Annotated in this window: 17 protein-coding genes, 1 tRNA gene and 1 pseudogene; 11 read left to right on the top strand and 8 right to left on the bottom strand. The window is 72.1% G+C overall.

What is annotated here, in order from left to right; translation table 11 throughout:
• The first annotated feature begins 142 nt into the window (after positions 1-142).
• The 3 genes from LUX31_RS05280 to LUX31_RS05270 all read left to right on the top strand — a co-directional run bounded on the left by LUX31_RS05280 (position 143) and on the right by LUX31_RS05270 (position 3,656).
• Positions 143-2,023, top strand: a complete 1,881-nt coding sequence (locus LUX31_RS05280) for a rhamnogalacturonan lyase family protein (protein ID WP_235473466.1) — start codon at positions 143-145, stop codon at positions 2,021-2,023.
• Positions 2,020-2,748: a DUF6250 domain-containing protein gene (locus LUX31_RS05275; protein ID WP_235473465.1), complete on the top strand. Its 729-nt coding sequence runs from the start codon at positions 2,020-2,022 to the stop codon at positions 2,746-2,748. The genes LUX31_RS05280 and LUX31_RS05275 overlap by 4 nt, the downstream gene beginning before the upstream one ends.
• 122 nt (positions 2,749-2,870) lie before the next feature.
• A complete protein-coding gene (locus LUX31_RS05270) occupies positions 2,871-3,656 on the top strand; it encodes an SGNH/GDSL hydrolase family protein (protein WP_235479798.1) in 786 nt (261 codons plus the stop codon).
• Positions 3,657-3,803: 147 nt separating this feature from the next.
• Here the strand turns inward: LUX31_RS05270 and LUX31_RS05265 are convergent, their stop codons facing one another.
• Complete coding sequence (locus tag LUX31_RS05265; RefSeq protein ID WP_235473464.1) at positions 3,804-4,418, bottom strand: TetR/AcrR family transcriptional regulator; 615 nt, start codon at positions 4,416-4,418, stop codon at positions 3,804-3,806.
• A 118-nt stretch (positions 4,419-4,536) separates the two neighbouring features.
• Positions 4,537-5,727: a glutamate dehydrogenase gene (locus LUX31_RS05260; protein ID WP_235473463.1), complete on the bottom strand. Its 1,191-nt coding sequence runs from the start codon at positions 5,725-5,727 to the stop codon at positions 4,537-4,539.
• A gap of 241 nt (positions 5,728-5,968) precedes the next feature.
• Between LUX31_RS05260 and LUX31_RS05255 the strand changes: the two genes are divergently transcribed.
• The 6 genes from LUX31_RS05255 (at position 5,969) to LUX31_RS05230 (ending at position 11,715) form a co-directional block, all read left to right on the top strand.
• Complete coding sequence (locus LUX31_RS05255) at positions 5,969-7,216, top strand: MBL fold metallo-hydrolase (protein WP_235473462.1); 1,248 nt, start codon at positions 5,969-5,971, stop codon at positions 7,214-7,216.
• 337 nt (positions 7,217-7,553) lie between these two features.
• Entirely contained in the window at positions 7,554-9,659 is a 2,106-nt protein-coding gene (locus tag LUX31_RS05250; protein WP_235473461.1) for a sensor histidine kinase, read from the top strand.
• A 77-nt stretch (positions 9,660-9,736) separates the two neighbouring features.
• Positions 9,737-10,168, top strand: a complete 432-nt coding sequence (locus LUX31_RS05245; protein WP_105969869.1) for a roadblock/LC7 domain-containing protein — start codon at positions 9,737-9,739, stop codon at positions 10,166-10,168.
• Between the two features lie 2 nt (positions 10,169-10,170).
• On the top strand, positions 10,171-10,542 hold the full coding sequence (locus tag LUX31_RS05240; RefSeq protein WP_235473460.1) for a DUF742 domain-containing protein: 372 nt from the start codon (positions 10,171-10,173) through the stop codon (positions 10,540-10,542).
• On the top strand, positions 10,520-11,128 hold the full coding sequence (locus tag LUX31_RS05235) for a GTP-binding protein (RefSeq protein ID WP_235473459.1): 609 nt from the start codon (positions 10,520-10,522) through the stop codon (positions 11,126-11,128). The genes LUX31_RS05240 and LUX31_RS05235 overlap by 23 nt, the downstream gene beginning before the upstream one ends.
• Positions 11,125-11,715 carry a GAF domain-containing protein gene (locus LUX31_RS05230; protein ID WP_235473458.1) on the top strand — a complete coding sequence of 197 codons (591 nt, stop codon included), beginning with the start codon at positions 11,125-11,127 and terminating at the stop codon, positions 11,713-11,715. The genes LUX31_RS05235 and LUX31_RS05230 overlap by 4 nt, the downstream gene beginning before the upstream one ends.
• A 183-nt stretch (positions 11,716-11,898) precedes the next feature.
• On the opposite strand, the gene LUX31_RS05225 is transcribed toward LUX31_RS05230, so the two are convergent.
• Positions 11,899-13,785, bottom strand: coding sequence for a DUF2264 domain-containing protein (locus LUX31_RS05225; RefSeq protein WP_235473457.1), 1,887 nt, complete (start codon positions 13,783-13,785; stop codon positions 11,899-11,901).
• Positions 13,786-13,979: 194 nt separating this feature from the next.
• Positions 13,980-14,192: pseudogene (locus LUX31_RS37805) on the bottom strand (transposase); the annotation flags it as partial.
• Between the two features lie 29 nt (positions 14,193-14,221).
• Between LUX31_RS37805 and LUX31_RS05215 the strand changes: the two are divergent.
• The gene (locus LUX31_RS05215) at positions 14,222-14,581 is read left to right on the top strand and encodes an MmcQ/YjbR family DNA-binding protein (RefSeq protein ID WP_235473456.1); all 360 of its coding nucleotides are present in this window, start codon (positions 14,222-14,224) and stop codon (positions 14,579-14,581) included.
• A 15-nt stretch (positions 14,582-14,596) separates the two neighbouring features.
• Here LUX31_RS05215 and LUX31_RS05210 read toward each other — a convergent pair whose 3' ends face one another.
• Both LUX31_RS05210 and LUX31_RS05205 read right to left on the bottom strand, forming a co-directional pair.
• On the bottom strand, positions 14,597-15,520 hold the full coding sequence (locus tag LUX31_RS05210; RefSeq protein ID WP_235473455.1) for a transketolase family protein: 924 nt from the start codon (positions 15,518-15,520) through the stop codon (positions 14,597-14,599).
• Positions 15,521-15,572: 52 nt separating this feature from the next.
• Positions 15,573-16,286 (bottom strand): transketolase, encoded by a 714-nt coding sequence (locus LUX31_RS05205; RefSeq protein WP_235473454.1) that lies wholly within the window; start codon positions 16,284-16,286, stop codon positions 15,573-15,575.
• Positions 16,287-16,435: 149 nt separating this feature from the next.
• Here LUX31_RS05205 and LUX31_RS05200 point away from each other — a divergent pair.
• A tRNA-Pro gene (locus LUX31_RS05200) sits at positions 16,436-16,509 on the top strand.
• Between the two features lie 65 nt (positions 16,510-16,574).
• On the opposite strand, the gene LUX31_RS05195 is transcribed toward LUX31_RS05200, so the two are convergent.
• Both LUX31_RS05195 and LUX31_RS05190 read right to left on the bottom strand, forming a co-directional pair.
• The gene (locus tag LUX31_RS05195) at positions 16,575-18,089 is read right to left on the bottom strand and encodes a tryptophan 7-halogenase (RefSeq protein ID WP_235473453.1); all 1,515 of its coding nucleotides are present in this window, start codon (positions 18,087-18,089) and stop codon (positions 16,575-16,577) included.
• On the bottom strand, positions 18,086-26,641 hold the full coding sequence (locus LUX31_RS05190; RefSeq protein ID WP_235473452.1) for a type I polyketide synthase: 8,556 nt from the start codon (positions 26,639-26,641) through the stop codon (positions 18,086-18,088). The genes LUX31_RS05195 and LUX31_RS05190 overlap by 4 nt, the downstream gene beginning before the upstream one ends.
• Between the last annotated feature and the right edge of the window lie 51 nt (positions 26,642-26,692).

Genomic DNA, 26,692 nt, shown 5'->3' with positions numbered 1-26,692 from the left:
GTATGTGTCCCTTCATGATCATGGCATTGCAGTCTTGTGGCGCGTGTGCCCGGAGCGTCGACAGGGCGAGAAGGTGGGGGCACAGTGAACTCCGTTGCTGCGCAAGCGCTTTCTACTCCCTGCGACTGTCTACGGAGGACCTGTGCATTCCAGTCGACGCCGAAGAACCGGCGCCGTCGTCGCCGCGATCCTGACGGCCGGGGCGCTCTCCGCGCCCGCCGGAGACGCGGCCGAACCCCCGCGCCGGGTGGTCGAGAACCTCGACCGAGGCCTGGTCGCCGTACCGTCCGGCAAGGGCACCTTCCTCAGCTGGCGGCTGCTCGGCACCGAGTACGCGCGCCATGGCAACGCCATCGCCTTCAACGTGTACAAAGGCGGACGCCGCCTCAACGCCGCGCCGATCGTCAGGTCCACGACGTACCAGGACGACAGCCGGGGCACGGGCGCCTACAGCGTCCGGGCGGTCGTCAACGGGCGTGAGCTGCGGCCGAGTTCGGCGCTCACGTTCGACAAGGGGTACGCGGAGATCCCCCTGGCCTCGGCCGACGGCTACAGCGTGCAGCACGCCTGGCCCGGCGACCTGGACGGCGACGGGCGCTATGAGCTCGTCGTCAGCAGACTCTCCCAAACCCGGGACAGGCCCGATCTGTTGGAGGCGTACGCGCTCACCGGCGAGCGGCTGTGGCGGGTCGACCTGGGCCCCGGCTCCTACACCCAGGTAGGCGGAAACGGCGCCAACGACCCTGCCCCTGCCGCGATCAGCGGTTCCACGCCCATCGGCGGCTACCGCAACGACGACAACGTCACGGTGTACGACCTCGACGGCGACGGCAGGGCCGAGGTGCTGGTGCACACGGCCGACGGCACCACCTTCGCGGACGGAGCGAAGGTCACCGCCAACTCGCCCGCCAATCAGTTCATTTCGGTGATCGACGGCGCCACGGGAACCGAACGCACCCGCCAGCCCGTGCCCGACGACCTGGTCGCCGACGGCCCGTCGGGCGGCCACTTCGGCATCGCCTACCTCGACGGCGAACACCCCAGCCTGGTCACGAAGTTGGTCACCCGGGTCGGCGCCCGGCGCGGCGCGTTCCGCATCCTCGTCCAGACCTGGGACTTCAACGGCCAGGATCTGACCAGGCGTTGGAAGTACGCGGTGCCGGCGGCGAGCGGCGCGACCAGCTTCCACCAGATCCGGACCGTCGACGTCGACCAGGACGGCAGGGACGAGATCGCCGACGGCAACTACGTGGTCAACAGCGACGGCACGCTCCGGTACGTCGTCGACGGCGCCGGACACGGCGACCGCTTCGACATCGCCGACCTCGATCCCGACCGCCCGGGGCTGGAGGGATTCGCCATCCAGCAGGCCGAGTTGGGCGTCGTACCGAAGTTCCCCTGGTACTACTACGACGCCGACACCGGTGAGAGTCTGGTGACCGGGCAGCACCCCGCGAGCTGGGAGAACGACACCGACATCGACGTCGGCCGGGGCAACGCCGCCGACATCGACCCCGGCCACCCCGGCTACGAGTACTGGACCTCCACCGCCGACGTCACGGCGCCCGGCGCGGGCGTCCGCAACGTCCAGGACGGCAAGGTCTCCACGACCACGCCGAGCGTCAACTTCCGTATCTGGTGGGACGGCGACAAGACGGCCGAACTCCTCGACTACACGCACGTGGAGAAGTGGGACCCGAACACCGAGACGAGTACGAGGATCTTCGAGCCGTCCGGGGTCGTCTCCGGCCCGCGCAACGCAACCCCTTTCTACGGCGACCTGATCGGCGACTGGCGCGAGGAGATCCTCGCCGAGACCGCCGACCACACCGCACTGCGCCTCTACACGACCACCGAGCCGACGCGGACGCGCGTTTACACGCTCGCCCAGAACCCCGCGTACCGCCTCGGCTGGACCGTGCGCGGCTATCTCCAGTCGACGTACACGGACTACTACCTCGGCACCGAGACCCGCAGGGTGCCGAAGCCCTCGATCACGACCACCAAGGGAGCTGCCTCGTGACGACCACCCGTAGAGCCTTCGGAGCCCTGGCCGTCGGCGGGGCACTTGCGGCCCTCGCCCCGGCCGGCCAGGCGAGTGCCTCGCAGGGCCACCACCGCGGACGGCTCATCGCCCGCGACGACTTCCGGCACGGCCTGGGCCAGTGGGCCGTCGAACTCCAGGACGGCGGCAGCGTCACGGCGACCCGGGGAGTCCTGGAGGTCGACGTACCGAGCGGCGCGACGATCTGGTTCAAGCGGAAGCTGACAGGCCCGTACGTCATCGAGTACACGGCGACGCCGGTCTCGGCCGGCGGGGTCAACGACCGCGTGTCCGACCTCAACAACTTCTGGAACGCCGTCGACGTCCGCTCCCCGGACGACCTCTTCGCCACCCCTCGGGGCGGCGCCCTCGCGGAGTACGACTACCTGAAGACGTACTACGTCGGCTACGGCGCCAACACCAACACGACGACGCGACTGCGCCGTTACGTCGGCGAGGCCGGGGTGCGCCCGCTGATCTACGATTACACGGAGCCGCTGCTGGTCCCGAACGAGCCGCATCGCGTGCGGATCGACTCGGCCGGTTCGACGGTCCGCTGGTGGAACAACGGGCGGCTCGTCTTCGACTACAGCGACCCCGAGCCGTACACGAGTGGGCACTTCGCCTTCCGTACGACGTGGAGCCATTTCCGGATCACCGATTTCAGCGTCCGTGAGCTGCGTCTCCCTATTATTCCGGGTTGACCAATACTTGACGAGTGGCTTATCTCACCGCGAGTCAACCCTTTCCTACGGTCGCGTAGCTCACATCGGTAGGTGAATCATGGGCCGATGTGGCAGACGATTCGAAGAATGACAGCAGAGCAGTGATCGGGTCGTACGTGGCGGTGGGGGACAGCTTCACCGAAGGCGTCGGCGACCCCGGCCCCGACGGGGCGTTCGTCGGCTGGGCCGACCGGTTCGCGGTACTGCTCGCGGACCGGCGCCCGGAAGGCGACTTCGACTACACCAACCTCGCGATACGCGGAAGGCTGCTCGACCAGATCGTGGCCGAGCAGCTTCCGCAGGCCAAGGAACTGGCGCCCGACATGGTCTCCTTCTGTGCGGGCGGCAACGACATCATCCGGCCCGGCAGCGACCCCGACGAACTCGCCGAGCGTTTCGAGCGGGCGATCGTCGATCTCACCTCGGTGGTCGGCACGGTCATGGTGACGACGGGCTTCGACACCCGCAACGTGCCCGTGCTGAAGCACATGCGCGGCAAGATCGCCACGTACAACGGCCATATCCGGGCCATCGCCGACCGCTACGGCTGTCCGGTGCTCGACCTGTGGTCCCTGAAGACCATCCAGGACCGCAGGGCCTGGGACGGCGACCGGCTGCACCTCTCTCCCGAGGGCCACACGCGCGTGGCGCTGCGCGCGGGCCAGGTCCTCGGCCTGGAGATCCCGGCCGACCCGGACCAGCCCTGGCCCGCACTGCCTCCCCGAGGCACCTTGGAGATCCGCCGCGACGACGTCCACTGGGCGCGGGAGTACCTGGTGCCGTGGATCGGGCGGCGGCTGCGAGGTGAGTCGTCGGGGGATCATGTGACGGCGAAGGGGAGTCTGTCGCCGGACGACATCAAGAGCCGGATTGAGTGGGTCGCGTGAGTCGAGTGGGTGGCCTCAGCGTTCTCGGCTCGGCGTTTCAGCGCCGGGCGGGGATCTTCAGCCCGTCCGGCGTTTGAGGACGAGGCCGTTCAGGCCGACAGCGGGGGTCTGGGGGCGGCAGCCCCCAGGTCCGGCGGCCACACCGACCTACCTGCCCGACGTCAACGCCGCCCGCTCAAGCCCCAGTTCCCCAGCCAGCGCCGCGTCCACCCACTGCTCGGCCCGCGCACGCGAAACCCCCTCGTACGCCGTCATCTGGACCGCCAGTCCGTCCAGCAGCGCCGTGAGCCGCAGGGCCGTACCCGTCGGGTCGGAGCACTCGAACTCGCCGGCGGCGACGCCCTCCGCGATGACCTCGGTGATCGCGGCCTTCCAGCGCCGGTCCAGGTCCCCGGCGACCTCCCGCAGCACGGGGTCGCGCAAGGACACCGCCCACCCCTCGATCCACAGCCGCCAGCCCTTGGCCTGGCCCGTCGGCGCGTACCAGCGCACGGCGGACCGCAGTCGGCGCAGGGCAGGGGAGCGGCGTCCGAGGAGCTTGCCCAGGTGGGTGAGGTCGGCCTCGGCGGCGTACCGGAACGCGGCGGCCACCAGCTTCTCCTTGGCCGAGAAGTGGTACAGCACCAGCGCGTTGCTCACCCCGAGGGCGGCCGCCACGTCGGCGATCCTGACCGCCGCCACGCCCCGCGCCTCGATCTGTTCGATGGCGGCCCGCAGCAACTCCTCGCGCCGCTCGGCCACGCTCAACCGCACTCTTGCCACGCCGTCACAGTAATCCGTCACCGGACACGATGTCGGGGCAGGTCCGTCAATGCCTGTAAATCCCCGCCAATGTGGCCGGTTCGCAGGGAAGCCCCTCAGGACGCCCCGCCGGACACCGTCACCGATACCACCCGAACCGCTCCGCGATCACCGGCAGCCGCTCCGCCACGATCGCGTGCGCCGCCGCCCGGGGAGGCGTCCCGTCGGTCTCCGCGCGCGCGAGCACCTGGTCGATCAGGGCGCGCATCGAGCGCCGGGTGTACGCGAACGCCTCCTCCGGGTCCGCGCCGATGTCCCCGAACAGCGTCCACCACCACCAGGCGTTCGTCCCCGAGTTCACGACCACGTCCGGCAGTACGACGATGCCGCGCGCGGCGAGCAGCTCCTCGGCCTCCGGCAGTACGGGCATGTTGGCGGCCTCGACAACCCAACGCGCGGTGATCCGCTCCTGGTTCCCGGTGTCGACGGCGTACGAGACCGCAGCCGGCACCAGCACCTCCGCGGGCACGGACAGCCAGGCCTCGCCCGGCAGTTCGCGGTCGTCGGGACGCAGTACCGCGCGGTCCACGGTGCCGTACGAGTCGCGGGCCGCGAGCAGTGCCTCGATGTCGAGTCCGGCCGGGTTGGCGATCGTGCCCTTGATGTCGGAGACGGCCACCACCGTGAGCCCCGCGCGCGTGAGGAAGCGTGCCGTGGCCCCGCCCATCGTGCCGAGCCCCTGTACGGCGACGCGCGTACCGGCGTACGGCACCTCGGCCCGGTCGAGCGCCGCGAGCACGGACTCGGCGACCCCGCAGCCGCCGACCAGCTCGTCGAGCCCGATGCCGTCCACCTCGACCGCGAACGCGTCGGCGAGCCGCGCGCGGGCCGCGCTCTCGTCGTCCAGCAGTGGATAGACCGCCTGGATCGACGAGACGAGCCCGGCCTCGGCCGCCGCCCGGTCGACGAGGTCCTGGGTGAGGCCCAGGTCCTCGCCCGTGGTCCACACGCTCTCGACGTACGGCCGCATCGCGCGCAGATAGCGCACCAGCAGGTCGTACGCCCCCGGGTCCTGGGGGTCGCAGTCGACTCCGCCCTTGGCGCCGCCCAGGGGGATGTAGCGGCCCTCGGGGTTGTAGTGCAGGGCTTCCTTCATGGTCATGCCCCGGGCGAGCCCGGCGACCTCGTCCAGGGTGCAGCCCTCGCGCATCCGCAGCCCGCCGCTGGACACGCCCCGCACGAGTCTGTCCACGACGAGGAAGCCCTGGCGGCCGGTGAGGTGATCGGTCCAGGTGAGGGAGAGCAGGGGAGCGCCCTGAGGGGTGGCCATGCGGGCAATATACTGACTCGCCGTTCAGTTGTGCGCCGCCGTGCGCCCTCGGCTCCGCGCGCCTTGCCCGCCGCGTGCACCACCTGTGTCCGGGTGGTCGCTCTTCGTCGCCCCGGAATCGATTCGCCGTCCCGAGCGTTGGAGTTTCCTTGGAAAGACCCGGCCGACGCCCGCGCGACGACCGGAGTGTCAGAGGCGGCGACCATAATGGAATGCCTGACCGACTCCACCTGGAGGTACCGTGACCGGATTCCCCTCTCCGAGCCCCCGGCTGCGCGCGCTGCGGCCCGCCGCCTTCGGCGCGGACCCGAGCGGGGAGCGCCTGGCACGGATCCGCAGATCGCCCCACTTCGCGGACGGCGTCTTCCAGAACCCGCCGGGTACGCCCCGGCAGGACGGCGCCATCCTGGAGTTCGCGAAGTCCTCCCTGCGCAAGGAGGACCGGGTCCGCCGCGCCCCGGCCGGCACGGTGCCGGTGCACGCCACGACGCTCGCCGACCTCGCCAAGCCCCCGGTCACCGGTCTCCGGCTGACCTGGATGGGCCACTCCAGCGTGCTCACCGAGATCGACGGACAGCGGGTGCTCTTCGACCCCGTCTGGGGCGAGCGCTGTTCGCCGTTCGCCTTCGCCGGGCCCAAGCGGCTGCATCCGGTGCCCCTGCCGCTGGCCGCGCTCGGCCCGGTCGACGTCGTCGTCATCTCGCACGACCACTACGACCATCTGGACATGCCCACGATCAAGGCGCTGGCCGACACGGACACCCTGTTCGCGGTCCCGCTCGGCGTCGGCGCCCATCTGGAGCGCTGGGGCGTCTCCGCCGACCGGCTGCGCGAGCTGGACTGGCACGAGTCGACGAAGGTCGGCGGTCTCACCCTGACCGCCACCCCGGCCCGCCACTTCTGCGGGCGGGGACTGCGCAACACCCAGCACACCCTGTGGGCCTCCTGGGTCGTCGAGGGCGCGGAGCACCGCGTCTACCACAGCGGCGACACCGGGTACTTCGAGGGCTTCCGGGACATCGGCGCCGACCACGGCCCGTTCGACGCCACGATGATCCAGATCGGGGCCTACAGCGAGTACTGGCCCGACATCCACATGACCCCGGAGGAGGGCATGCGCGCCCACCTCGACCTCCAGGGCGGGACGCCGAGCGGGCTGATGCTGCCGATCCACTGGGGCACGTTCAATCTGGCGGCGCACGCGTGGTCGGACCCCGGCGAGGGCACGATCGCCGCCGCCCGCAAGGCCGGGGCGCGGATCGGGCTGCCGCACCCGGGCGAGCCCTTCGAACCCACGGCCGAGACCGTCCCCTCGGAGCCCTGGTGGCGGGGCGTGGCCCTGACTCCGCCGGGCGGCTGGCCGACGCTCGACGCGGCTGATGTCACTCGTACGGCTGATGTGGAGGACACCCGGACCGACACGGCCGGTGACATTCAGGGGTCTGCCGCTGACGGCAGCGGGGAGCCCAAAGTGGTGTCCGCGGGCTGACCGCGAGGGGCGAAAACGGACGACAGTCGGACAGTCGTACGGACGGCGAGGGTCGGGGAGCAGGTGACTCCCCGGCCCTCGCCGTTTTTTCGTGACCGGTTCCGACCAGTGCTGATCGATTCGGTGGGTCGGGGGAACGTACGTCCGAGGTGCTTATCGGTCTGCCGTGCGAGGCCTCATACCAGAGCGGTTCTCTCCGTGGGGGAGTTTGTCAACTGCCCACCGCACATGTTGCGTTGCCGACTACTGTGAGTGGCCGTCGGGCGACACAGGGCCGATCTTTTCGGCTCTCGACGCGCGATCCCCCAGGTCCCGACGCACCAGTACGAGGACGAAGATGTCTCACCTCCGAGCACCGGCCCCCCGCGCAGACCGCCGTGAGGGCGGGCGGCACGGTCGGCCGGTCGCCCGTACCGTCCCCTCGCTGCCCGAGACCCACATACGGCCCCAGCTCATGCGGCTCGCCGTGCTGCCGCCGCTCGCGGTCGCCCTCAGCGCCTGCGCCGCCGTCCTGTTCATCGTCCGTACCGGCGGGGTGCGGCCCACCCTCACCCTGTTCGCCGTGCTCGCCGGCGCGTTCGCGGTCGCCCTCGGGGGCATCGTGATCGCGCTGGTGGCCGCCGACCGCGCCGCCAGGTCCGTGCAGGAACGCCTAGGCGCTCTGCGCCGCACCAGCGCCCGCGGCGAGGCCGACCTGCGCGCCCTCGTCGAGGCGCTGCGGCGCGGCGACGCACCGCCGGCCCGCAGGACACGCGGTGTACCCGCGGCCGACGCCGACGACTTCGAACTCCTCGGCGCCGACCTCGCCCGTGCCCACGACGGCGCCGTCACCGCCGTCGTCCAGGCCTCGCAGCTCTCCAGCCAGGCGGGCAGCGAGCAGAAGGTCGAGGTCTTCGTCAACCTCGCCCGGCGCCTTCAGTCGCTCGTGCACCGTGAGATCTCCATCCTCGACGAGCTGGAACACGAGATCGAGGACCCGGACCTCCTCAAGGGCCTCTTCCACGTCGACCACCTCGCGACCCGTATCCGGCGGCACGCCGAGAACCTCGCCGTGCTCGGCGGCGCCGTCTCCCGCCGCCAGTGGAGCAACCCGGTCTCCATGACGGAGGTGCTCCGCTCGGCCATCGCGGAGGTCGAGCAGTACTCGCGGGTCAAGCTCGTGCCCCCGATCGACGGCACCCTGCGCGGCCACGCCGTCGCCGACGTCATCCACCTCCTCGCCGAACTCGTCGAGAACGCCACCGTGTTCTCCGCCCCGCACACCCAGGTGCTGCTGCGCGCCAACCTCGTCACCTCGGGGCTCGCCGTCGAGGTCGAGGACCGCGGCCTCGGCATGCCCGTGGGCGAACAGCACAAGATGAACACGCTGCTCACCGACCCCGACCAGGTCAATGTCGCCAGCCTGCTCCAGGACGGCCGCATCGGACTCTTCGTGGTCTCCCAGCTCGCCCGCCGCCACGGCATCCACGTCCGCCTCCAGACCAACATCTACGGCGGCGTACAGGCCGTACTCGTCGTGCCGCAGGGGCTGTTGGGCACGGACACACCCCCGGGCGGATCCGGGGGCGTACCGCAGCCCCGGCCCAAGGACCCTGTTCAGACCACCGCACAGGAGACCGGCGGTATGCGGCGGGTGGCCGAGCCGCCCCGGCAACGTCCGTCGGCCGCAGGCCACGAGGGACGGCCGTCGACGCCCGGAACACCCGGCCCGGGCACACCGCCCGCCGGTTCGACGCGCCGACGCCCGGAGGCGGCCCGGCCCGCCGCACCGGCGCCGAACGGCCGGGGCCCGGTGCCGCTGCCCGTACGCGGGGCCCAGGGGGAGCGGCCCAACCCCGCGGAGGCGATGCCCGGCATCCGACCCGACGACCGGCGGGCCGCCGCGGACAACCTGGCCGCGCCGACCGCCCCCCGGAACGGCGCCGTGCGCGGCACCATGGGCAAGCCCCAGCTGCCCCGCCGCCGCGCCCAGGAACACATCGCGCCCCAACTGCGCGGCGGCCCGGCGGCGCCGCGCCCCGAGGGCGAACTCGTCGGACACGACCCCGGCCTCGTGGCCGCCTTCCAGCGCGGCATCGGGCTCGCCGAGGCGCGCCAGCTGGAGCCGGGCTACACGGACCCGGCCATCGCCGCGATGGAGAGGGAGTACGCGGCGGCGTACGGGGAACCGGCCCCCAGGCCGCGGACGCCCACGGAACCGACGTACGCGGAACCCGTGCACCCCGCCGCACCGGACGCCGAACCCCTGGAGCCGCTGTCCATGGAGCGTGTCTCCATGCGGCCGACCGGCCCCGACACCCCTCTGCCGCCCACCGACGCGGCCCGCGTTGACGACGTACCGCCCCGGGACCCGTCCCACATAGCCGAGGTGCACCGACTGCGCACGCCCGGACACGACCTGGACCTCACTGCCCGGCACGACGGGAGCGCACCGGCCGGATGACCACCCCCCGCTGTTCCACCCCTGCCCCCACCTTCAGCGCTCCCGCAGACCTTCGTACCCCAAGGAGTCGATCCACCATGGCGAGCGATGTGCCGACCGGCCATGTATCCGATCTCGACTGGCTGATGAGCGGCCTCGTCCAGCGCGTACCGCACACCACGAGCGCGGTACTCCTGTCCTGCGACGGACTCGTGAAGTCCGTCCACGGACTCGACCCGGACAGCGCCGACCACATGGCCGCCCTGGCCTCCGGTCTCTACTCCCTCGGACGCAGCGCGGGCGTCCGGTTCGGGGACGGCGGTGAGGTCCGGCAGGTCGTCGTCGAACTCGACTCGACCCTGCTGTTCGTCACCACCGCCGGCTCCGGCACCTGTCTCGCCGTGCTGGCCGGCCGCGAGGCCGATGCCGCCGTGCTCGGCTACGAGATGGCGATGCTGGTCAAGAGCGTCCGCCCCTACCTGATGACCGCGCCCCGGCAGTCCGCCGAACCCTCGGCGATGAGGCCTTGAGCGTGACGGCGGCCGGCGACGGGCCCTGGCTCGACGACGCGGCCGGACGGCTCGTGCGCCCCTACACCGTCAGCAACGGCCGGACCCGGCCGACCACCGCCCTCGACCTCATGTCCCAGGTGATGGCCACCGGGAACACCCCGCTCGGCTACCTCGGCCCCGAACACGCCCAGGCGATCGACCTCTGCCGGGTGCCCGTCTCGGTCGCCGAGGTGGCCGCCCATCTGAAGCTGCCGGCGGCCGTCACCAAGGTGTTGCTGTCCGACCTCGTCGACTGCGGGGCACTCACGACGAAACCGCCCGAGTTCTACCACAACCCCACTGACCGGTCTCTTCTGGAGGCAGTGCTCGATGGACTACGACGACAGCTCTGATCCCTTCCCCACCGCATTGAAGATCCTGGTGGCGGGAGGATTCGGAGTCGGCAAGACGACCTTCGTCGGCGCGGTGAGCGAGATCGCGCCGCTCAGCACGGAGGAACTGCTCACCACGGTCAGCGCCTCGACCGACAGTCTCGAAGGCATCGAGAACAAGGTCGAGACCACCGTGGCGATGGACTTCGGCCGCATCACCCTGGACCCGCAACACGTCCTCTATCTGTTCGGTACGCCCGGACAGGAACGGTTCTGGTTCATGTGGGACGAGCTGTCCGAGGGCGCCCTCGGCGCGGTCATCCTCGCCGACACCCGGCGCCTGGAGGACTGCTTCGCGGCCGTCGACTTCTTCGAACAGCGCGGCCTCGGCTTCATCGTGGCGATCAACGAGTTCGACGGCTCGTACCGCTACGACCCCGAGGAGGTGCGCGCCGCGATCGATCTCGACCCCGACATCCCGATCGTGCGCTGCGACGCCCGGATCTCCAGTTCGGGGGTACAGACACTGCTCACCCTCGTACGGCATCTGCTCGCCCACGCGCCCGCGCCCGCACCCACCGCACACAGTGAGGGAGCCCGCCCATGAGCTACGACCCGCCGCGCCCGGCCGGTCGTCTGCTGCTGACTCCCGAGGACAAGGACGCCCCCGCCCGTATCCGCCGACTGCGTGGACTCGGCCTCGGGGAACGGCCCGAGCCCGCCCTGGACGCCTTCGCGGACCGCCTCGCGGAGCTGGTCGGCGCGCCCTACGCGATGGTCAACTTCATCGGCGAGGAACGGCAGTTCTTCGCCGGGCTCCATGTTCCGGCCGACACCGGCACCTCCGGACGGACCGGCGCCGACTCCGACGAGGAAAAGCCACGCGTGGGGCGGCAGCTGCCGCGCGACCACGGGTTCTGCCCGCATGTCGTGGTCCGGCGCAAGGCGCTCGTCCTGGAGGACGTCCGCGACTATCCGCGGTTCGCGGGCAACCCGGTCGTCGACGAGTTCGGCATCCGCTCATATCTGGGCGCGCCGCTCATCGACACCACGGGCATGGCGCTGGGCACGGTGTGCGCCGCCGACCTCGAACCGCGCCCCTGGGGGAGGGCGGGGCTGGAGACCATCAAGGCGATGGCGGCGGAACTCGTCGGACAGCTCGCTCCGCTCCCACCGGGGGACGGCCTTGGCTGAGGGCGTGCGTCTCCGCCACGCGGGACTGCGTCTCCGCCACGCGGGACTGCGTCTCCGCCACGCGGGACTGCGTCTCCGCCACGCGGGACTGCGTCTCCGCCACGCGGGACTGCGTCTCCGCCACGCGGGACTGCGTCTCCGCCACGCGGGACCACTTCACCGGCACGAGGGTATGCGTCGCCGTCACACCGAGACCGTCTCGCCGTCCGGGAACATGATCAGGGCGCGGCCCTCCTCCGTCACCGCGCACGACACCGCCTCGCGCAGGGCCTGCGGATGCACCGCGTCCCGGGTCAGCGCGACCAGGGTCACGAACAGCCTGCTCGCGCCCGGGGATTCGGCCGCGCGCTGGAGATACGGCGTCGCCGAGTGCGGGCCGAAGGCGTTCGCGTCGACCTCGCGGGCCACGCCCGAGGTCTCGTCCCAGCCGTGCAGTGCGACGACCACGCTGGTCAGCCCGGAGCCGGTACGGGTCAGGGCCCAGCCGTCACCTCGCTCGACCTCGGGCAGAGCGGTGTCGGCCACCGCGTAGCCGCCCTCCCTGACCGCCGCCTCGGCCGGTGCCTGGACGCGGTGCACGCGGATCTCCCAGGAGCCGTGCAGCACGCTCGTCGACTCGACCCGGAACTCCCCTTCCACGCCGGGGAGTTCGGCCTCGTACCGGGAGGCGGCGACCTTCCCCGAGCAGTGCAGCGGAAGGATTCTGCACCTCCGTGACGCCGTGCCGTCGGGGGCGAGCAGCGCCAGGTGGCCGTCGACGTTCCGCTGCCAGGCCACCGCGCCCGTCTCCGGTGCGGTGGCGGTCGAGTAGCCGAACTTGGCGTAGTGCGGGTCGTCTGCGGCGGGTCCCTCCATCGAGTTGTGGTCGCTGCCGTGGTTGACGAGCCGCACGATGCCGTCGTGCCGCGTGCCGTGCAGCAGCCAGCCCGGCCCGGGCAGCGCCGTGTACTGGTCCGACTCCTCGACGGGCAGCGGGCGTTCGGGCGCCGTCCACACCAGGTGCTCCGGGGGCAGCAGCAGCCCCAGGAACGCCATGCTCGACCAGTACGGCGATCCGGGCCCCGAATACGCCTGGGTCGCCGGCAGGAACGTGCCGTACCAGCCCAGCGGCAGCAGCCCGCGCTCGTCGGGCACCCCGCGCTCCACGAAGTGCGCCACCGCGCCCGAGGCCAGCCGCCGGGTCAGCCCCGGGGCCAGCGGAGTGCACTCGGCCAGGGCACCCAGCCAGACGGGGGCGGTCGCGGCGAAACGGTACGTCAGGGAGCGGCCCTGGTGGACGGGGGCGCCGTCCGCCCCGAAGAACTGGGGGTAGGAGGCGAGGAACTGGGCCAGCCGGCGACGGTGGACCCGGCCGCGCCCGCCGTCCTCGCCGCCCGTCATCCGGCACCACAGCAGCGGGTAGAGGTGCAGGGCCCAGCCGACGTAGTAGTCGAACGTACGGCCGTCGCCGTCGCTGTACCAGCCGCCGCCGACATACCAGTCGTCGAGCCGGTCGAGGCCGCCGTCGATGTCCTCCTGGCGGTGCGGCGCACCCACCGAGGCCAGGAACTGTTCGGCGACCACCTGGCACAGCCGCCCGCTGTCGTCCCGGGTGCGGCGGCCCACGAACCCCCACAGCCAGTCGACGATCCGCTCCTGGACGTCCACGTCGAGCCGGTCCCAGATCCAGGGGCGGGTTTCGTGCAGCCCGATCGCGATCGAGGCCGCCTCGTTCATGGGCTGGGAGCGGTCGGTGAGTTCGGGCCAGGCCTCGCCGCTGTCACGGTCCGTGCCCGTTGTCAGACCCTGCGCGTAGCGTTCCACGAGACGCGGATCCACGTCGCCCGCCGCTCCCGCGATCCGGAAGGAGGCCAGCAGGAACGACCGCGCGAAGCCTTCGAGTCCGTCCGACACCACGCCTGCCGAGGAGGCGCGGCCCGGCAGGCGGTACTGAGCGAGACCCGGCGTCGCATGGGGGACCAGCGCCTCCAACTGCCGGTCCGCGAGCCTCTCCCAGTGCGCCCGGGTCCAGCCCGTGAACAGCGACAGGACCCGGTCGTTGGGCGGGAGCGCCAAGTGCGGTGCGGGCATGTCGGGTTCCTGACTCCTTCGTCGGGCCCCGGGTGGGGTCGGGGCGCGACTGTCGGTTCGCGTGTTGGTTCACATGGGGGCGCGCGGCTTCTCGGAAGGGATACGGCTCAAGCTTCCGGTCCGATCAACAGGTGTGCGGCTGTTGTCGTTCATCCGGCCAATGGGGATATGCCAGTCGTCGTCCCCCTCGGGGGGGAGTTGACCAGCTTGGAGAGCTGGAGTTTCGGCGGGTGGTCCACGAGGAGGTGGACGTGGTCCTGTTCGCCGTTGAACTGCTTCAGCTCGGCCTCGAAGTCGGTGCAGACCTCCCGCGTGTACTTCGTGACAAAAACAAAGACAACGGTCCGCCGGACAAGTCCTGGGTGTCCCGCCCCAGCGTCCGTAGCGGAACGCACTCGCCGAGTGATTGTCAGTGGCATTGGCTACGGTGCGTTGCATGCCGGAAGCCGAAGACGTACGCCGTATCTCCCTCTCCCTGCCGGACACGACGGAGAAGATCGCCTGGGGCATGCCCACGTTCCGGGTCGCCGGGAAGATGTTCGCCACGCTGCCCGAGGACGAGACCTCCATCGCCGTGCGCTGCCCGAAGGAGGAGCGCGACGAACTGGTCCTGGCCGAGCCGGAGAAGTTCTGGATCGCCGACCACGAGGCGGGCTTCGCCTGGGTCAGGGTCCGCCTGGCCGCTCTGGAGGACGAGGACGAACTGCGCGACATCCTCGCCGACTCCTGGCGCCAGGCGGCCCCGCCCCGACTGGTGGACGCCTACCCGGAGTTGGGGGCGCCGGGTGCCGACTGAACCCGAACGGCGCGCTCAGGTACGTACGGAGGAGACGTGCTCGGCCGCCACGAACCCCTGGATCCGCTCCCGGAGCGTCCGTGCGTCGAGCCCGTGCGTGGTGATGTGCTCGTCGATCTCCCCGTACTTGCGGAGTTCGCGGCGGCCCACGCCCAGGCCCAGCACCCGGTGGGGCACATCGGAGAGCGCGTCGTTCACGACGGCCGTCGACGTGCCCGCGAGGTACGGCTCGACGAGGACGACGTCGGTGCCCGCCGCCTCCGTGGCCCGGCGCAGCGCGGCCGTGTCGAAGGGCCGTACGGTCGTCGCGTACAGGACGGTGACGTCGAGCCCGGCCGTGGCGTCGAGCACCGCGTCGAGCATCGGTCCGACGGCGATCACGACACCGGAGTGGCCCTCGCGGAGGGTGAGGACCCGGCTGCCGTCGACGGGGAGCGCTTCCGCGTTGGGCTGCACCGAGAGCCGTACGTACACCTTGTCGTCGCCCGCGGCGACCGCGTGCCGCAGCAGGGTCTCGGCCTCGTCGGGGTGCCCCGGCACATGGACGGTCCAGCCGTCCAGGGTGTCCAGGAGGGCCACGTCACCGGGTGACATGTGCGTGAAGCCGCCGGAGGGCCAGTCGAAGGAGGCGGCGGCGCTCACCAGCACGGCGCCGAGGTCCTGGTGCCCGAGGTCCAGCTTGACCTGCTCGAAGGGCCGCTCGACGAGGAAACTCGCGAAGGTGTGCACGACCGGGCGCATACCGGTGAGCGCCAGGCCCGCGCCCGCGCCGACGAGCAGCTGTTCACGGATGCCCACGTTGATCACGCGGTCGGGATGCCGGGCCCGTGTCTCCGTGAAGGCGGCTGCCCCGATCTCGGCGAGCACGAGGGCGACGCGCGGGTCCTCGTCGAGCAGCCGGGAGAGGACGGGGGCGAAACGGTCACGCATGGTGTCCATGGGGGAGTGGATCCTTTCGGTCGGTCGGGGTGGGTGTGTGGGGGCCGTACGTTCAGTCGGTCTTCGGTTCGACCCGCGCCACGACCACGTGCGGGCGGCCCGGATGCGGTGCCGTGAAGGCGGTGTACAGGGCCTCGTGGTCACGTCCGTCGACCGTTGCCGTGGACCAGCCCGCGGCCTTGAAGCGGGCGGCGATACCGCCCGGCCGGGCATGGCTGGCGGACGAGTTGTCGACGACGACGGTGTGCAGGCGTTCGAGACCGGCGGGCCCCGCGAAGGCGATCGCCTCGTGGTTGCTGCCCTCGTCCAGTTCGGCATCGCCGGTCAGGACCCACACCGCGGGCCCGTCGAGCCCCTGGGCGCGCAGCCCCAGCGCCGTACCGACGGCGATCGGCAGACCGTGCCCGAGCGAGCCGCTGCCGATCTCGGCCCCCGGCACCAGCACCCGGTCGGGGTGGTGGCCGAGCGGTGAGTCGTACGAGCCGAAGCCCGGCAGCCAGTCCACGGGCAGGAAGCCCTTGGCGGCGAGTACCGCGTAGTACGCCGTGGGCCCGTGCCCCTTGGAGAGGAGGAACCGGTCCCGCCCGGGGTCCGTCATCCGGTCCGGGCCGACCCGCAGGACCCGGTCGTAGAGCACCCAGAGCACGTCCAGCGTGGAGGTCGCCGCCGGCCCGTGTTTCTCGTCGCCGGTCATCAGCCCCATGAGGCCGGTCAGCTCGGCGTATTCGTACGTGTCTGCGTGGCTGGGAGTCGCTGTGATGGTCATGCAGTCGATCGTGCGACCTCGACCAAACTTGAGGTCAAGGCTCCGCAGCGTGAATACCGGCGCGGATAAAGGAGTGCGCGACCATCGGCCCGAGTGCGGTATTGTTTCCATGCGCGTTCGGCCAGGGGAAACCCCAGGTCAGACGGCACCGGGACGTGGCGCAGCTTGGTAGCGCACTTGACTGGGGGTCAAGGGGTCGCAGGTTCAAATCCTGTCGTCCCGACGGTGCGAGACGAAGGGTCTTCACAGGCGAGAGCCTGTGGGGGCCCTTTTGGCATGGGGGCAGGTTCACTCGGCCACCCACGTGAGTCCGTCCTCCGAGGCCATCAGGCCGCCGGGGTGCAGCGGGGTCTCCTTCTCCAGTGGGCCGCCGAAGACACCCCGTTCCTGGAGGATCGTGCCCTCCTGGAAGACCTGGCGGATCGAGGCGGACTCGAAGAGCGGATTGCGCAGGCCGTCGGAGTCCGGGAGCCGGCCGACCGCGTGGTCGAGTTCCGAGGCGGTGGCCGTCAGCCGGGTACCCGCTTGTCCGGGGCCGGCGAGGGAGGTGTCGCCGGAGGCCAGTCCGCCCACCAGTTCGACGAACGCCTCCATTTCCGTCGCGTCGACGTGGGTGACCTTGCGGGCCTTCCAGAAGTACGACCGTTCGTCCTGGTGCATGTCGTAGAAGGAGACCAGGAACTCGTGGAACAGGCCGTATTCGTGCCGGTAGCGTGCCTCGAACTCGTCGAAGAGGTGGCTCTCGTCGAGGGTTCCGGCGAGGCCGCTGTTGATGGAGCGGGCCGCGAGCAGGGCGCCGTAGGTGGCGAGGTGCACTCCGGAGGACAGCACCGGGTCGACGAAGCATGCCGCGTCGCCGACCAGCACCATGCCGGGCCGCCACAGCTGTGACTTCCAGTACGACCAGTCCTTGCGGACCCGCACCTGGTCGTACGGCGCCTCGGTGGCCTGCGGCACGCTGTGCAGGAGGTCCCGGACCTCCGGGCAGGAGTCGATCAGCCCGCGCCAGGCCGTCACCGGGTCCCGCTGGATCGCGGCGGCGTTCTCCCGGCCGACCACCGCTCCGACGCTGGTGAGGTCGTCGCGGAGCGGGATGTACCAGAGCCAGCCCTCGTCGAAGGCGGCGCAGAAGATGTTGCCGTCATTCGGCTTCGGGAGCCGCTTGCCGCCGGCGAAGTAGCCGAACACCGCGATGTTCCGGAAGAAGTCGGAGTAGGTCCGCCTGCCGCCGACCTCGCCGTGGATCCGGCTGCCGTTGCCGGACGCGTCCACGACGTAACGGGCCCGGGCTTCGCGGGTCTCCCCGGTGGGGCCCGTCCAGCTGACGCCCCTCACCCGCTCCTCGTCGCCGAGCACGCCCTTGACCCGGCAGTCCTCCCGTACGTCGACGCCGACCCGGCGGGCGTTGTCCAGCAGGATCGCGTCGAACCGGGAGCGCTCGACCTGGTAGGCGAAAGAGGTCGGGTCGGCCAGTCGTGGGGACAGGGCGAAGGAGAACTGCCACGGGTCCGGGTTCCGGCCCCAGCGGAAGGTCCCGCCGCGCTTCGTCTTGAAGCCGGCCCGCGCGACCTCCTCCTCGACGCCCAGGATGCGGCACACCCCGTGCACGGTGGAGGGAAGCAGCGACTCGCCGATCTGGTACCGGGGGAACGTCTGCTGCTCCAGCAGGAGGACGCGGTGACCTCGCAGGGCGACGGCCGTGGCGGCGGTCGACCCGGCCGGGCCGCCGCCCACGACGATCACGTCGAACTCCTCGGTCGCTGCTGTCTCCGCTGTCTTCCCTGTCTCGTGGTCGGGGTTCACCGCTCTCCTTCTGTTTCTGTCTTCGGCGTCGACGGGGCGTCCGTTCGGCCGAGGGAATCGATCCACGTGCGGACGGCCGCCGCCGTGGTGGCGGTGTGTTCCCGCATGAGCGAGAAGTGGTCGCCGGGGACGTCGACCCGGGTGTGCGGCAGCGGCCAGGAGGTCCGCCACTCGTCCGGGGCCGCGCCCGCGGCCATCGCGGGCGTCGGCTCGGTGGCCCGGACCAGCAGGGTCGGGGTGGCGACGGGCTCCGGCTTCCAGTCCAGGAACATCCGGGTGTACGCGCCCAGCGCGGCCACCCCGGTGTCCTCGTCCCCGGTGAACTGGTTTCCGCCGAGGCGAGGTGCGATCACGGCGGGCAGGGACAGCAGCCAGTCCTTGCCACTGTTGCCGTCGTTGATGACGTACGTGTCGAGCAGCACCTGTCCGACGGGTGGCCTCCCCATGGCTTCGAGCCGCCGGGTCACCGCATGGGCGACCGCGCCTCCGGTGCTCACGCCGACGATCACGAAGGGCCGGTCGTCGACGTGCCTCAGCACCGTCTCCGCGTGTGTCCGGGCGAGCGTGTCCCGGTCGGCGGGCACGGCAGGGCCCGCCCCGATGCCGGGGTGCGGGAGTTCGAGGACGTCCAGTTCGCCCTGGAAGTGGGCGTGGAATCCGGCGAACTCACCACCGGGGGCGGCGAAGGGCGGGTGGAAGCCGTTGAGGAAGACGAGTACCGGCCCGGCTTGGGAACCGTCGGCGCGCCGCAGCGGGGGCAGGGCGTGCTCCCGGCCGGCGTCCGGGCCGAAGGTCGGCAGCGCCCAGGAGGCCGTGACCAGCATGTGCATCGCCGCGACCACCTGCCCGGCCTCACAGACCCGCCGGTAGAGCGAGGAGAGCGTCTGCGCGGGCCGGTCGTCCGCGGGCGCGCGCTCCGGCTCCGGTGCGACGTCGGGCAGGTCGTCCAGCAGACCGAGTACGTGGCGGGCCAGACCCTGGGCCGTCGGGTGCTCGAACACCACGGCGGCGGACAGCCTCAGCCGCAGGGCCATGCTCAGCCGGTTGCGGACCTGGACCGCCATCAGGGAGTCGAAGCCCAGTTCGGCGAAGGACTTGCCGGCCGGCAGCGCGTCGGCGTCCGGGTAGCCGAGGACCGTGGCCACGTCGGCGCGCATCAACTCCGCGAGGGCGTCATCCCGTTGGGCGGCGGGCAGTCCGGCCAGCACCTTGCGCCAGGCGCCCGGCTCCCAGGGCTGCTCCGCACCGGGCGAGGAGCCGGTCCCGGCGCCCTCCCCGGTCCCGGCGGCCGGCCTGCGGGGCGGCACGAGTCCGCGCAGCAGCGGCGGCAGGGGTCCCTGGGCGGACCTGAGAGCCCCCCGGTCCAGCAGGACCGGCGCCAGTACGGGCTCGCCCGCGCGCAGCGCCGCGTCGAAGAGGGCCAGGCCCTGCTCGACGGAGAGCGACTGGAGCACATCGCGGGGCGACTGGTGGGGGACACCCGCGCCCGTACGCGCGCCGACCGTCCGGCTCGGGACCTCTGTGTCCGCACCGGCGGCACCGGCCATCCCGGCCCCGTGGTCCCAGGGCCCCCAGGCCAAGGACACGGCGGGCAGCCCCAGTTGGGCGCGGTGCCGGGCCAGGGCGTCCAGGAAGGCGTTCGCCGCCGCGTAGTTGCCCTGGCCGGCGCGGCCCAGCAGGCCGGACACCGAGGAGAACAGGACGAACGCCGACAGGTCCAAGTCCCGCGTCAGCTCGTGCAGATGCCAGGCCGCGTCCACCTTCGGCCGCAGCACGGCCGTCATCCGGTCGGGTGTCAGCGCGGCGAGGACACCGTCGTCCAGCACCCCCGCCGCGTGCACTACGGCGGTCAGCGCGGGCGAGGACCCCTTGATCACCTCGGCCAGCGCGGCACGGTCGGCCGCGTCACAGGCCACGATCCGCACTTCGGCGCCCAACTCCTCCAGTGTGACGCGCAGTTCCTCGGCGTTCGGCGCCTGAGGCCCCTGCCGACCCGTGAGCAGCAGGTGCCGTACGCCGTGGGAGGCCACGAGGTGGCGGGCGACCTCCGCGCCGAGCGCGCCGGTGCCTCCGGTGATCAGGACCGTGCCGTCGGGTCCGAAGCTGCCGCCCTCGGCGGAGAGGTCACCGGCGGCGACCAGGCGCGGTACCGCCAAGTGCCCGTTCCGCACGGAGAGTTGGCTCTCGGCGCTGGCCACCGCAGCGGGGAGCAGCCGCAGTGATTCCGGCCGCCCGTCCACGTCGACGAGGACGACACGTCCGGGCAGCTCCGCCTGTGCCGCGCGCACCAGCCCCCACACGGCGGCCCCGGCCGGATCCGGCTCGGGTGCGGTCGCGTTCCGCGTCACCACGATCAGACGGGAGCCCGCCGTCCGAGGGTCGTCCTGCCAGTCCTGGAGGGTACGCAGCACCCTGCCGGTCAGCCGGTGTACGGCGGCGGGCAGTGGATCGGCGTCCGCCCCCGGGTCGCCGTCGACGGCCGTGACGACGACGGTATCCGGTTCGGGGGCGTCGGTCCCCACGAGGTCGGGAAGCGCTCCGCGCAGGTCCAGTTCGTCCGGGCCGACCAGCGCCCAGCGTCCACCGGTCACGGGCCGCCGCTCGCCCTCCGACTCCTCGACGTCGGTCCACTCGGGACGCAGCAGGGCCCGGCGCACGACATCGGCCGCCGATTCGACTGTCTCGGCGGGGAGTTCACGCGTGGTCATGGAGTCCACGTGCGCCACCGGGCGTCCCGACGGGTCGGTCAGCGTGACCGTGACCGAGTCCGTCCCGCTCTGGGTGATCCGTACCCGTACCTCCGACGCGCCCGTCGCGTACAGACGTACGCCGTTCCACGCGAACGGCACCCGGACGGTGCGGGAGTCGGGCGCCGAGCCCGCGAGGAGCGGGGCGTGCAGGGCCGCGTCCAGCAGTGCCGGATGGATCCCGAACCGGTTCGCGTGCCCCGACTCCGCCTCGGGCAGACGGACGTCTGCGAACATCTCGTCGCCGCGCCGCCAGACCGCCCGTACGCCCCGGAATGCCGGGCCGTACGAGAGGCCGACCTCTGCGAGACCGTCGTACGCGTCGGCGAGGTCGGCCTCGGTCGCGTCCTGCGGCGGCCACACCGTCGGTTCCGACTCGGGCCGGGTGGTTTCCGTGCCGCCGAGGAGCCCTGTGGCGTGCCGGGTCCAGTCGGGCTCGGAGTCGTCCGTGGCGGGCCGGGCGTGGATGTCGACCGGGCGTCGGCCGGAGTCGTCCGCCGGGCCCACGACGACCTGGACGCGAACGCCCGTGGCCGCGGGCAGGATCAGCGGGGCCAGGACCACGAGTTCGTCGAGCGTGCCGAGGCCGACCTCGTCGCCCGCCCGTACGGCCATCTCCACGAACCCCGTCGCGGGGACCAGGACCGTTCCGCCGACCACATGGTCGGCGAGCCATGGGTGGGTGGTGGTGGAGAGCAGGCCGGAGAACACCGTCCGGCCGGTGTCCGGTACGGCGAACGCCGGTCCCAGCAGCGGGTGTTCGTGCGGGTTCGAGGCGAGGGTGGGCGTGCTCGGCGCGTCCAGCCAGTACCGCTGCCGCTGGAAGGCGTACGTCGGCAGATCGTCCACGTGCCGTGCACCGCTGCCCGCGAACACGGTGGGCCAGTCGACGCGCGTTCCGCGTACGTGGAGGCGGGCCACTGCGGCCAGCAGGCTCTTCGGCTCGGGATCGCCGACGCGGGTGGCGGCGGCACACACGGGGGCGGGGCCCTCGCTGTCCGGGACGGTCAGACAGTCCTCGGCGGCGGCGGTGAGCGTCGGCCCCGGGCCGATCTCCAGGAACGCCGACACCCCGTTGTCCCCGAGCCATCGCACGGCGTCGGCGAACCGCACGGGCAGACGGGCGTGCCGTACCCAGTACTCCGGCGAACACAGTTCCCCGGCCTCGGCGGGGCGGCCCGACACGGCCGAGACGACCGGGATCCGCGGCGGCCGGAACGTCAGCCTCTCGGTGACCCGGCGGAAGCCGTCGAGCATCGGCTCCACGAGCGGCGAGTGGAAGGCGTGGCCGACCCGCAGCCGGACGGTCCTGCGACCCCGCGCCTCGAACCCGGCCGCCACGGCCAGTACCGCGTCCTCCGCTCCCGAAATCACCACCGCACGTGGTCCGTTGACCGAGGCGATCGCCACCTGGCCGCCGAACGTGGGGAGTTCGGCGAGGACCTCCTCCTCCGTCGCGTGCAGCGCCACCATCGCCCCGCCGCCCGGCAGGACGTGCATCAACTGGCCCCGGGACGCCGCGAGTTCGGCTGCGTCGGCCAGGTCCAGCACTCCGGCGACATGGGCCGCCGCCAGTTCCCCCACGGAGTGCCCGGCCAGGAAGTCGGGGCGTACTCCCCAGGACTCCAGCAGCCGGAACAGGGCCACCTCGAAGGCGAACAGGCCGGTCTGGGTGAAGTCCGTACGGTCGAGCAGGGAGGCCTCCGGCGTACCCGGCTTCGCGGACAGCACCACGTCGAGAGGGTGCTGCAGACGGCCGTCCAGTGCCCGGCAGGCCTCCTCGAACGCCGAGTCGAAGGCGGGGAAGGCGGCACGCAACTCCGCACCCATACGGGCACGTTGAGAGCCCTGGCCGGTGAACAGGAAGGCCGTACGGACGCCGGGATCGGCGACGGCACGATCCGCTCCCCTCCCGTCGGCGAGCGCCTCCAGCGCGGTCAGCATCCGCGCCCGGTCATCGGCCGGAACCATCGCCCGGTGGGCGAGCGGGGACCTCGACACGGCGAGGGAGACACCGACGTCGGTGGGCGAGAGGTGGGGCCGGGCCGCGAGGTGAGCGGCGACACGGCGGGCCTGGACGCGCAGGGCTGCCTCGTCGGCGCCGGAGAGCAGCCAGGGAACCGGGAGCCGCGTGGCGCCCGGCGCGGCGTGGGGCGGCGGGGTCTTGCCGAGGGGTGGCGGGGCTGTGCCCGAGGTCGGCTGGGTCGTGCCCGAGGTCGGCTGGGTCGTGCCCGAGGTCGGCTGGGTCGTGCCCGAGGTCGGCTGGGTCGTGCCCGAGGCCGATTGGGTCGTGCCCGAGGTCGGCTGAGCCGTTCCCGAGGTCGGCGGGGCCGTGCTCAAGGTCGATTGGGCCGTCCCCGAGGTCGGCTGGGCCTCGTCCAGGTTCGGCCGGGCCTCGTCCAGGTTCGGCAGAGTCTCCTTCTCGGTCTGAGGGGCCGCTCCTGGGGTCGGCCGGGCCTCGTCCACGACCGGCGGGGCCTCCTCCAGGATCACGTGGGCGTTGGTCCCGCTGATGCCGAAGGCGGACACGCCGGCCCGGCGCGGCCGGGAGCCTGTCACCGGCCAGGGGCGGGACTCGGCCAGCAGTTCGACCCGGCCCGCCGACCAGTCGACGTGCGGGCTGGGTTCCTCTGCGTACAGCGAGCGCGGGAGCCGCTCGTGCCGCATGGCCTGCACCATCTTGATGACCCCGGCGACACCGGCGGCGGCCTGGGTGTGCCCCAGGTTGGACTTGACCGAGCCCAGCCACAGCGGTGGCCCGTCCACGGCCCGCCCCTGTCCGTAGGTGGCCAGCAGGGCGCTCGCCTCGACGGGGTCGCCCAGCGTGGTGCCCGTGCCATGTGCCTCCACCACGTCCACGTCGTCCGCGCCGAGCCCGGCGTCGACCAACGCCCGTGCGATCAGGCGCTGTTGGGCCTGGCCGTTCGGTGCCGTCAGGCCGTTGGACGCACCGTCGGAGTTGACGGCGGAACCGCGCAGCACGGCCAGGACGGGGTGGCCGTTGCGACGGGCGTCGGAGAGCCGCTCCAGCAGCACCAGTCCCGCGCCCTCGCCCCAGGCGGTGCCGTCCGCCGATGCCGAGAACGACTTGCAGCGGCCGTCGGGCGACAGCGCGCGCTGTCGACTGAAAGCCGTGAACGCCTTGGGAGTCGCCATCACGGTGACCCCGCCGGCCAGGGCCAGGGAACACTCGCCGGAGCGCAGCGCCCGCGCCGCCCAGTGCAGGGCGACCAGCGAGGACGAGCACGCGGTGTCGAGGGTGATCGACGGCCCGCGCAGGCCGTACACGTACGAGATCCGGCCGGAGGCCACGCTGCCCGCCGAGCCCAGGGCCAGATGGGCCTCCAGGTCGTGCTTGTCCAGGCGCGTGGAGTAGTCCCCGTGCATCACGCCGACGAACACACCCGTGTCACTCTCGCGCAGCGCCGCCTGGGAGATGCCCGCCCGTTCCCACACCTCCCACGAGGTCTCCAGCAGCAGCCGCTGCTGCGGGTCCATGGCCAGTGCCTCGCGCGGCGAGATCCCGAACAGGCCCGCGTCGAACTCGGCGGCCCGGTGCAGGAATCCGCCGCTGCGGGTGTACGACGTGCCGACCCGGTCCGGGTCCGGGTCGTACAGGGCGGCCAGGTCCCAGCCCCGGTCGGTGGGGAAGCCCGAGACCGCGTCCCGGCCCTCCACCACCAGGTCCCACAGGTCCTCGGGGGAGTACACGTCGCCGGGGTAACGGCAGCCCATGGCGACGATCACCACAGGGTCGTCCGCTTCCGTCGCGGAGCGGACGTGCGGCACGGGTTCGGGCGCCGGGGTGAAGAGGATGTCGTGCACGTGCCGGGTCAGGGCGTCCGGAGTGGGGTGGTCGAAGACCAGCGTCGACGGGAGCCGCAGCCCGGTCGCCTCGCCGAGCCGCTCGATCAGCGTGACGGCTCCCTCGGACGTCAGCCCGAGATCGGTGAACGGGCGGTCGGCGTCGAGCCGTTCACGCGGGCCGGCGGCGTCGAGCCGTTCGCGCCGACTGTCGGCGGCGGGCTGTTCACGTGGACCGTCGGCGTCCGGCCGCTCGTTCGATCCGTCGGCGTCGAGCCCTTCGTATCCTTCATATGATCCGTCGCCGCACACCGCGGACGTCTCCGCGAGCACCACCTCGCGCAGGGCGCGTTCCCTTCCCTCCGGCGGGAGAGCGAGCAGGCGCCGGCGCAGGGCACCGTCGGTCGCCGTCGGGGAGGCGGGGCGGACCTCGGGTACCGGTCGGGCCAGGTCCGGCAGGACCGCGTGGCGGGTGATCTTGCCGGACGCGGTACGCGGGACGGCCGCGATCTCGTGGATCTCGACGGGCAGCTTGTACGCGGCCAGCCGTTCCCGGCACGCGGCCAGTATCCGCCCAGGGTCGAACCCGTCCGGTCCCGGAACGACGTACGCCACCGGGACCTCGCCGAGGACGTCGTGCGGCCTGCCCACCACCACCGCGTCGCGCACGCCGGGACAGTGCAGCAGGGCCTGCTCGATCTCGGTGGGGTGGATGTTCTCCCCGCCCCGGATGATCAGCTCGCTGACCCGGCCGGTGAGGGTGAGATGCCCGTGCGCGACACGTCGCCCCAGGTCACCGGTGCGGTACCAGCCGTCCCGCAGCGCGGACGCCGTCGCCTCGGGCTGATGGTGATACCCGGTCATCAGACTCGGCCCACGCGCCCAGATCTCGCCCTCGTCGCCGTCCGCGACATCGTTGCCGGAGCCCGGATCGACCAGCCGGACGTCCATCCCCGGGACCGGCGGCCCACAGGACCCGTCGACCCTCGGCCCGTCCGGCCGGTTCACCGCGATCATCCCGCAGGTCTCGGTACTGCCGTACGCGTCGAGCAGCGGCGCCCCCAGCAGGTCCTCCACCGCCCGTCGCAGGGCCAGCGCGCTCGGGGCGCCCGCCACGACACACGTCCGCAGAGCAAGTACGGGCGAGGTGTCCTCGGCCGCCGACGCCACCAGCTGGTGGTACACGGCGGGCACCCCGGCCAGGACGGTGTAGGAGCCGCCGAGCGACGCGCGAGGCGTGCGCAGCTCCCTCAACAGGCCGCCGGGAGGCAGCAGTTCGCCGGTGATCCGGGCGCTCGCGCCGACCGCGGTGACCCCCAGGATCGCCAGCGAGTGCCCGAAGCTGTGGAACAGCGGGAGCGGCCAGAGCAGCCGGTCCTCGGGGGAGAGCCCGAAGATCGGCGCGTAACAGGCCGCCACCGACCACAGGGCCGCACGCTGCGTGGACAGCACGCCCTTGGGCCGGTGGGTGGTGCCGGAGGTGTAGAGCATCCAGGCCGGCTCGTCGAGCCCGAGATCGTCGCGGGGCGGTACGGCGGGCTCCGCCCCGGCCGCCGCCTCGAAGAGGGCCGTGCCCTCGGGGGCGTCCGACGGCACGGGATCCGTGCCGGTGAGCAGGACGCGCGTACGGCCCCCCGCGCGGTTGAGGCGGGCCAGGTGCGTGCGGTCGGTGACGACGACCGAGGCCCCGCTGTCCTCCAGGAAATGGGCCAGTTCGGCGTCCGAGGACCGGGGGTTGAGGGGTACGCCGACCGCTCCCGCCCGGACGCCGGCGAGGACGCTCTCCACCATCTCCACGCGGTTGCCCAGCAGGATCGCGACCCGGTCCCCGCGCCGCACACCCGCCCCCGCGAGATACGCGGCCAGTTGACCGGTGCGCCGCTCCAACTCGGCGTAGGTGACGTCCCGTTCGTCGTCGGCGTACGCCACCCGCGACGGCGACCTCTCGGCGTGCGCCTTCAGCAGTTCGGGTAGCGGCCGGATCAGCTCGTCGCGCGTCATGTACCCGACCCTCCGTCAATCTCCTTGCAGAGCAACGGTATTGAGCGTAAG

This window comes from Streptomyces sp. GQFP (genome assembly GCF_021545335.1).
Taxonomy (GTDB): Bacteria; Actinomycetota; Actinomycetes; order Streptomycetales; family Streptomycetaceae; genus Streptomyces.
Note: the sequence above shows the minus strand (reverse complement) of the source record. Positions and strands in the feature narration are given on the sequence as shown.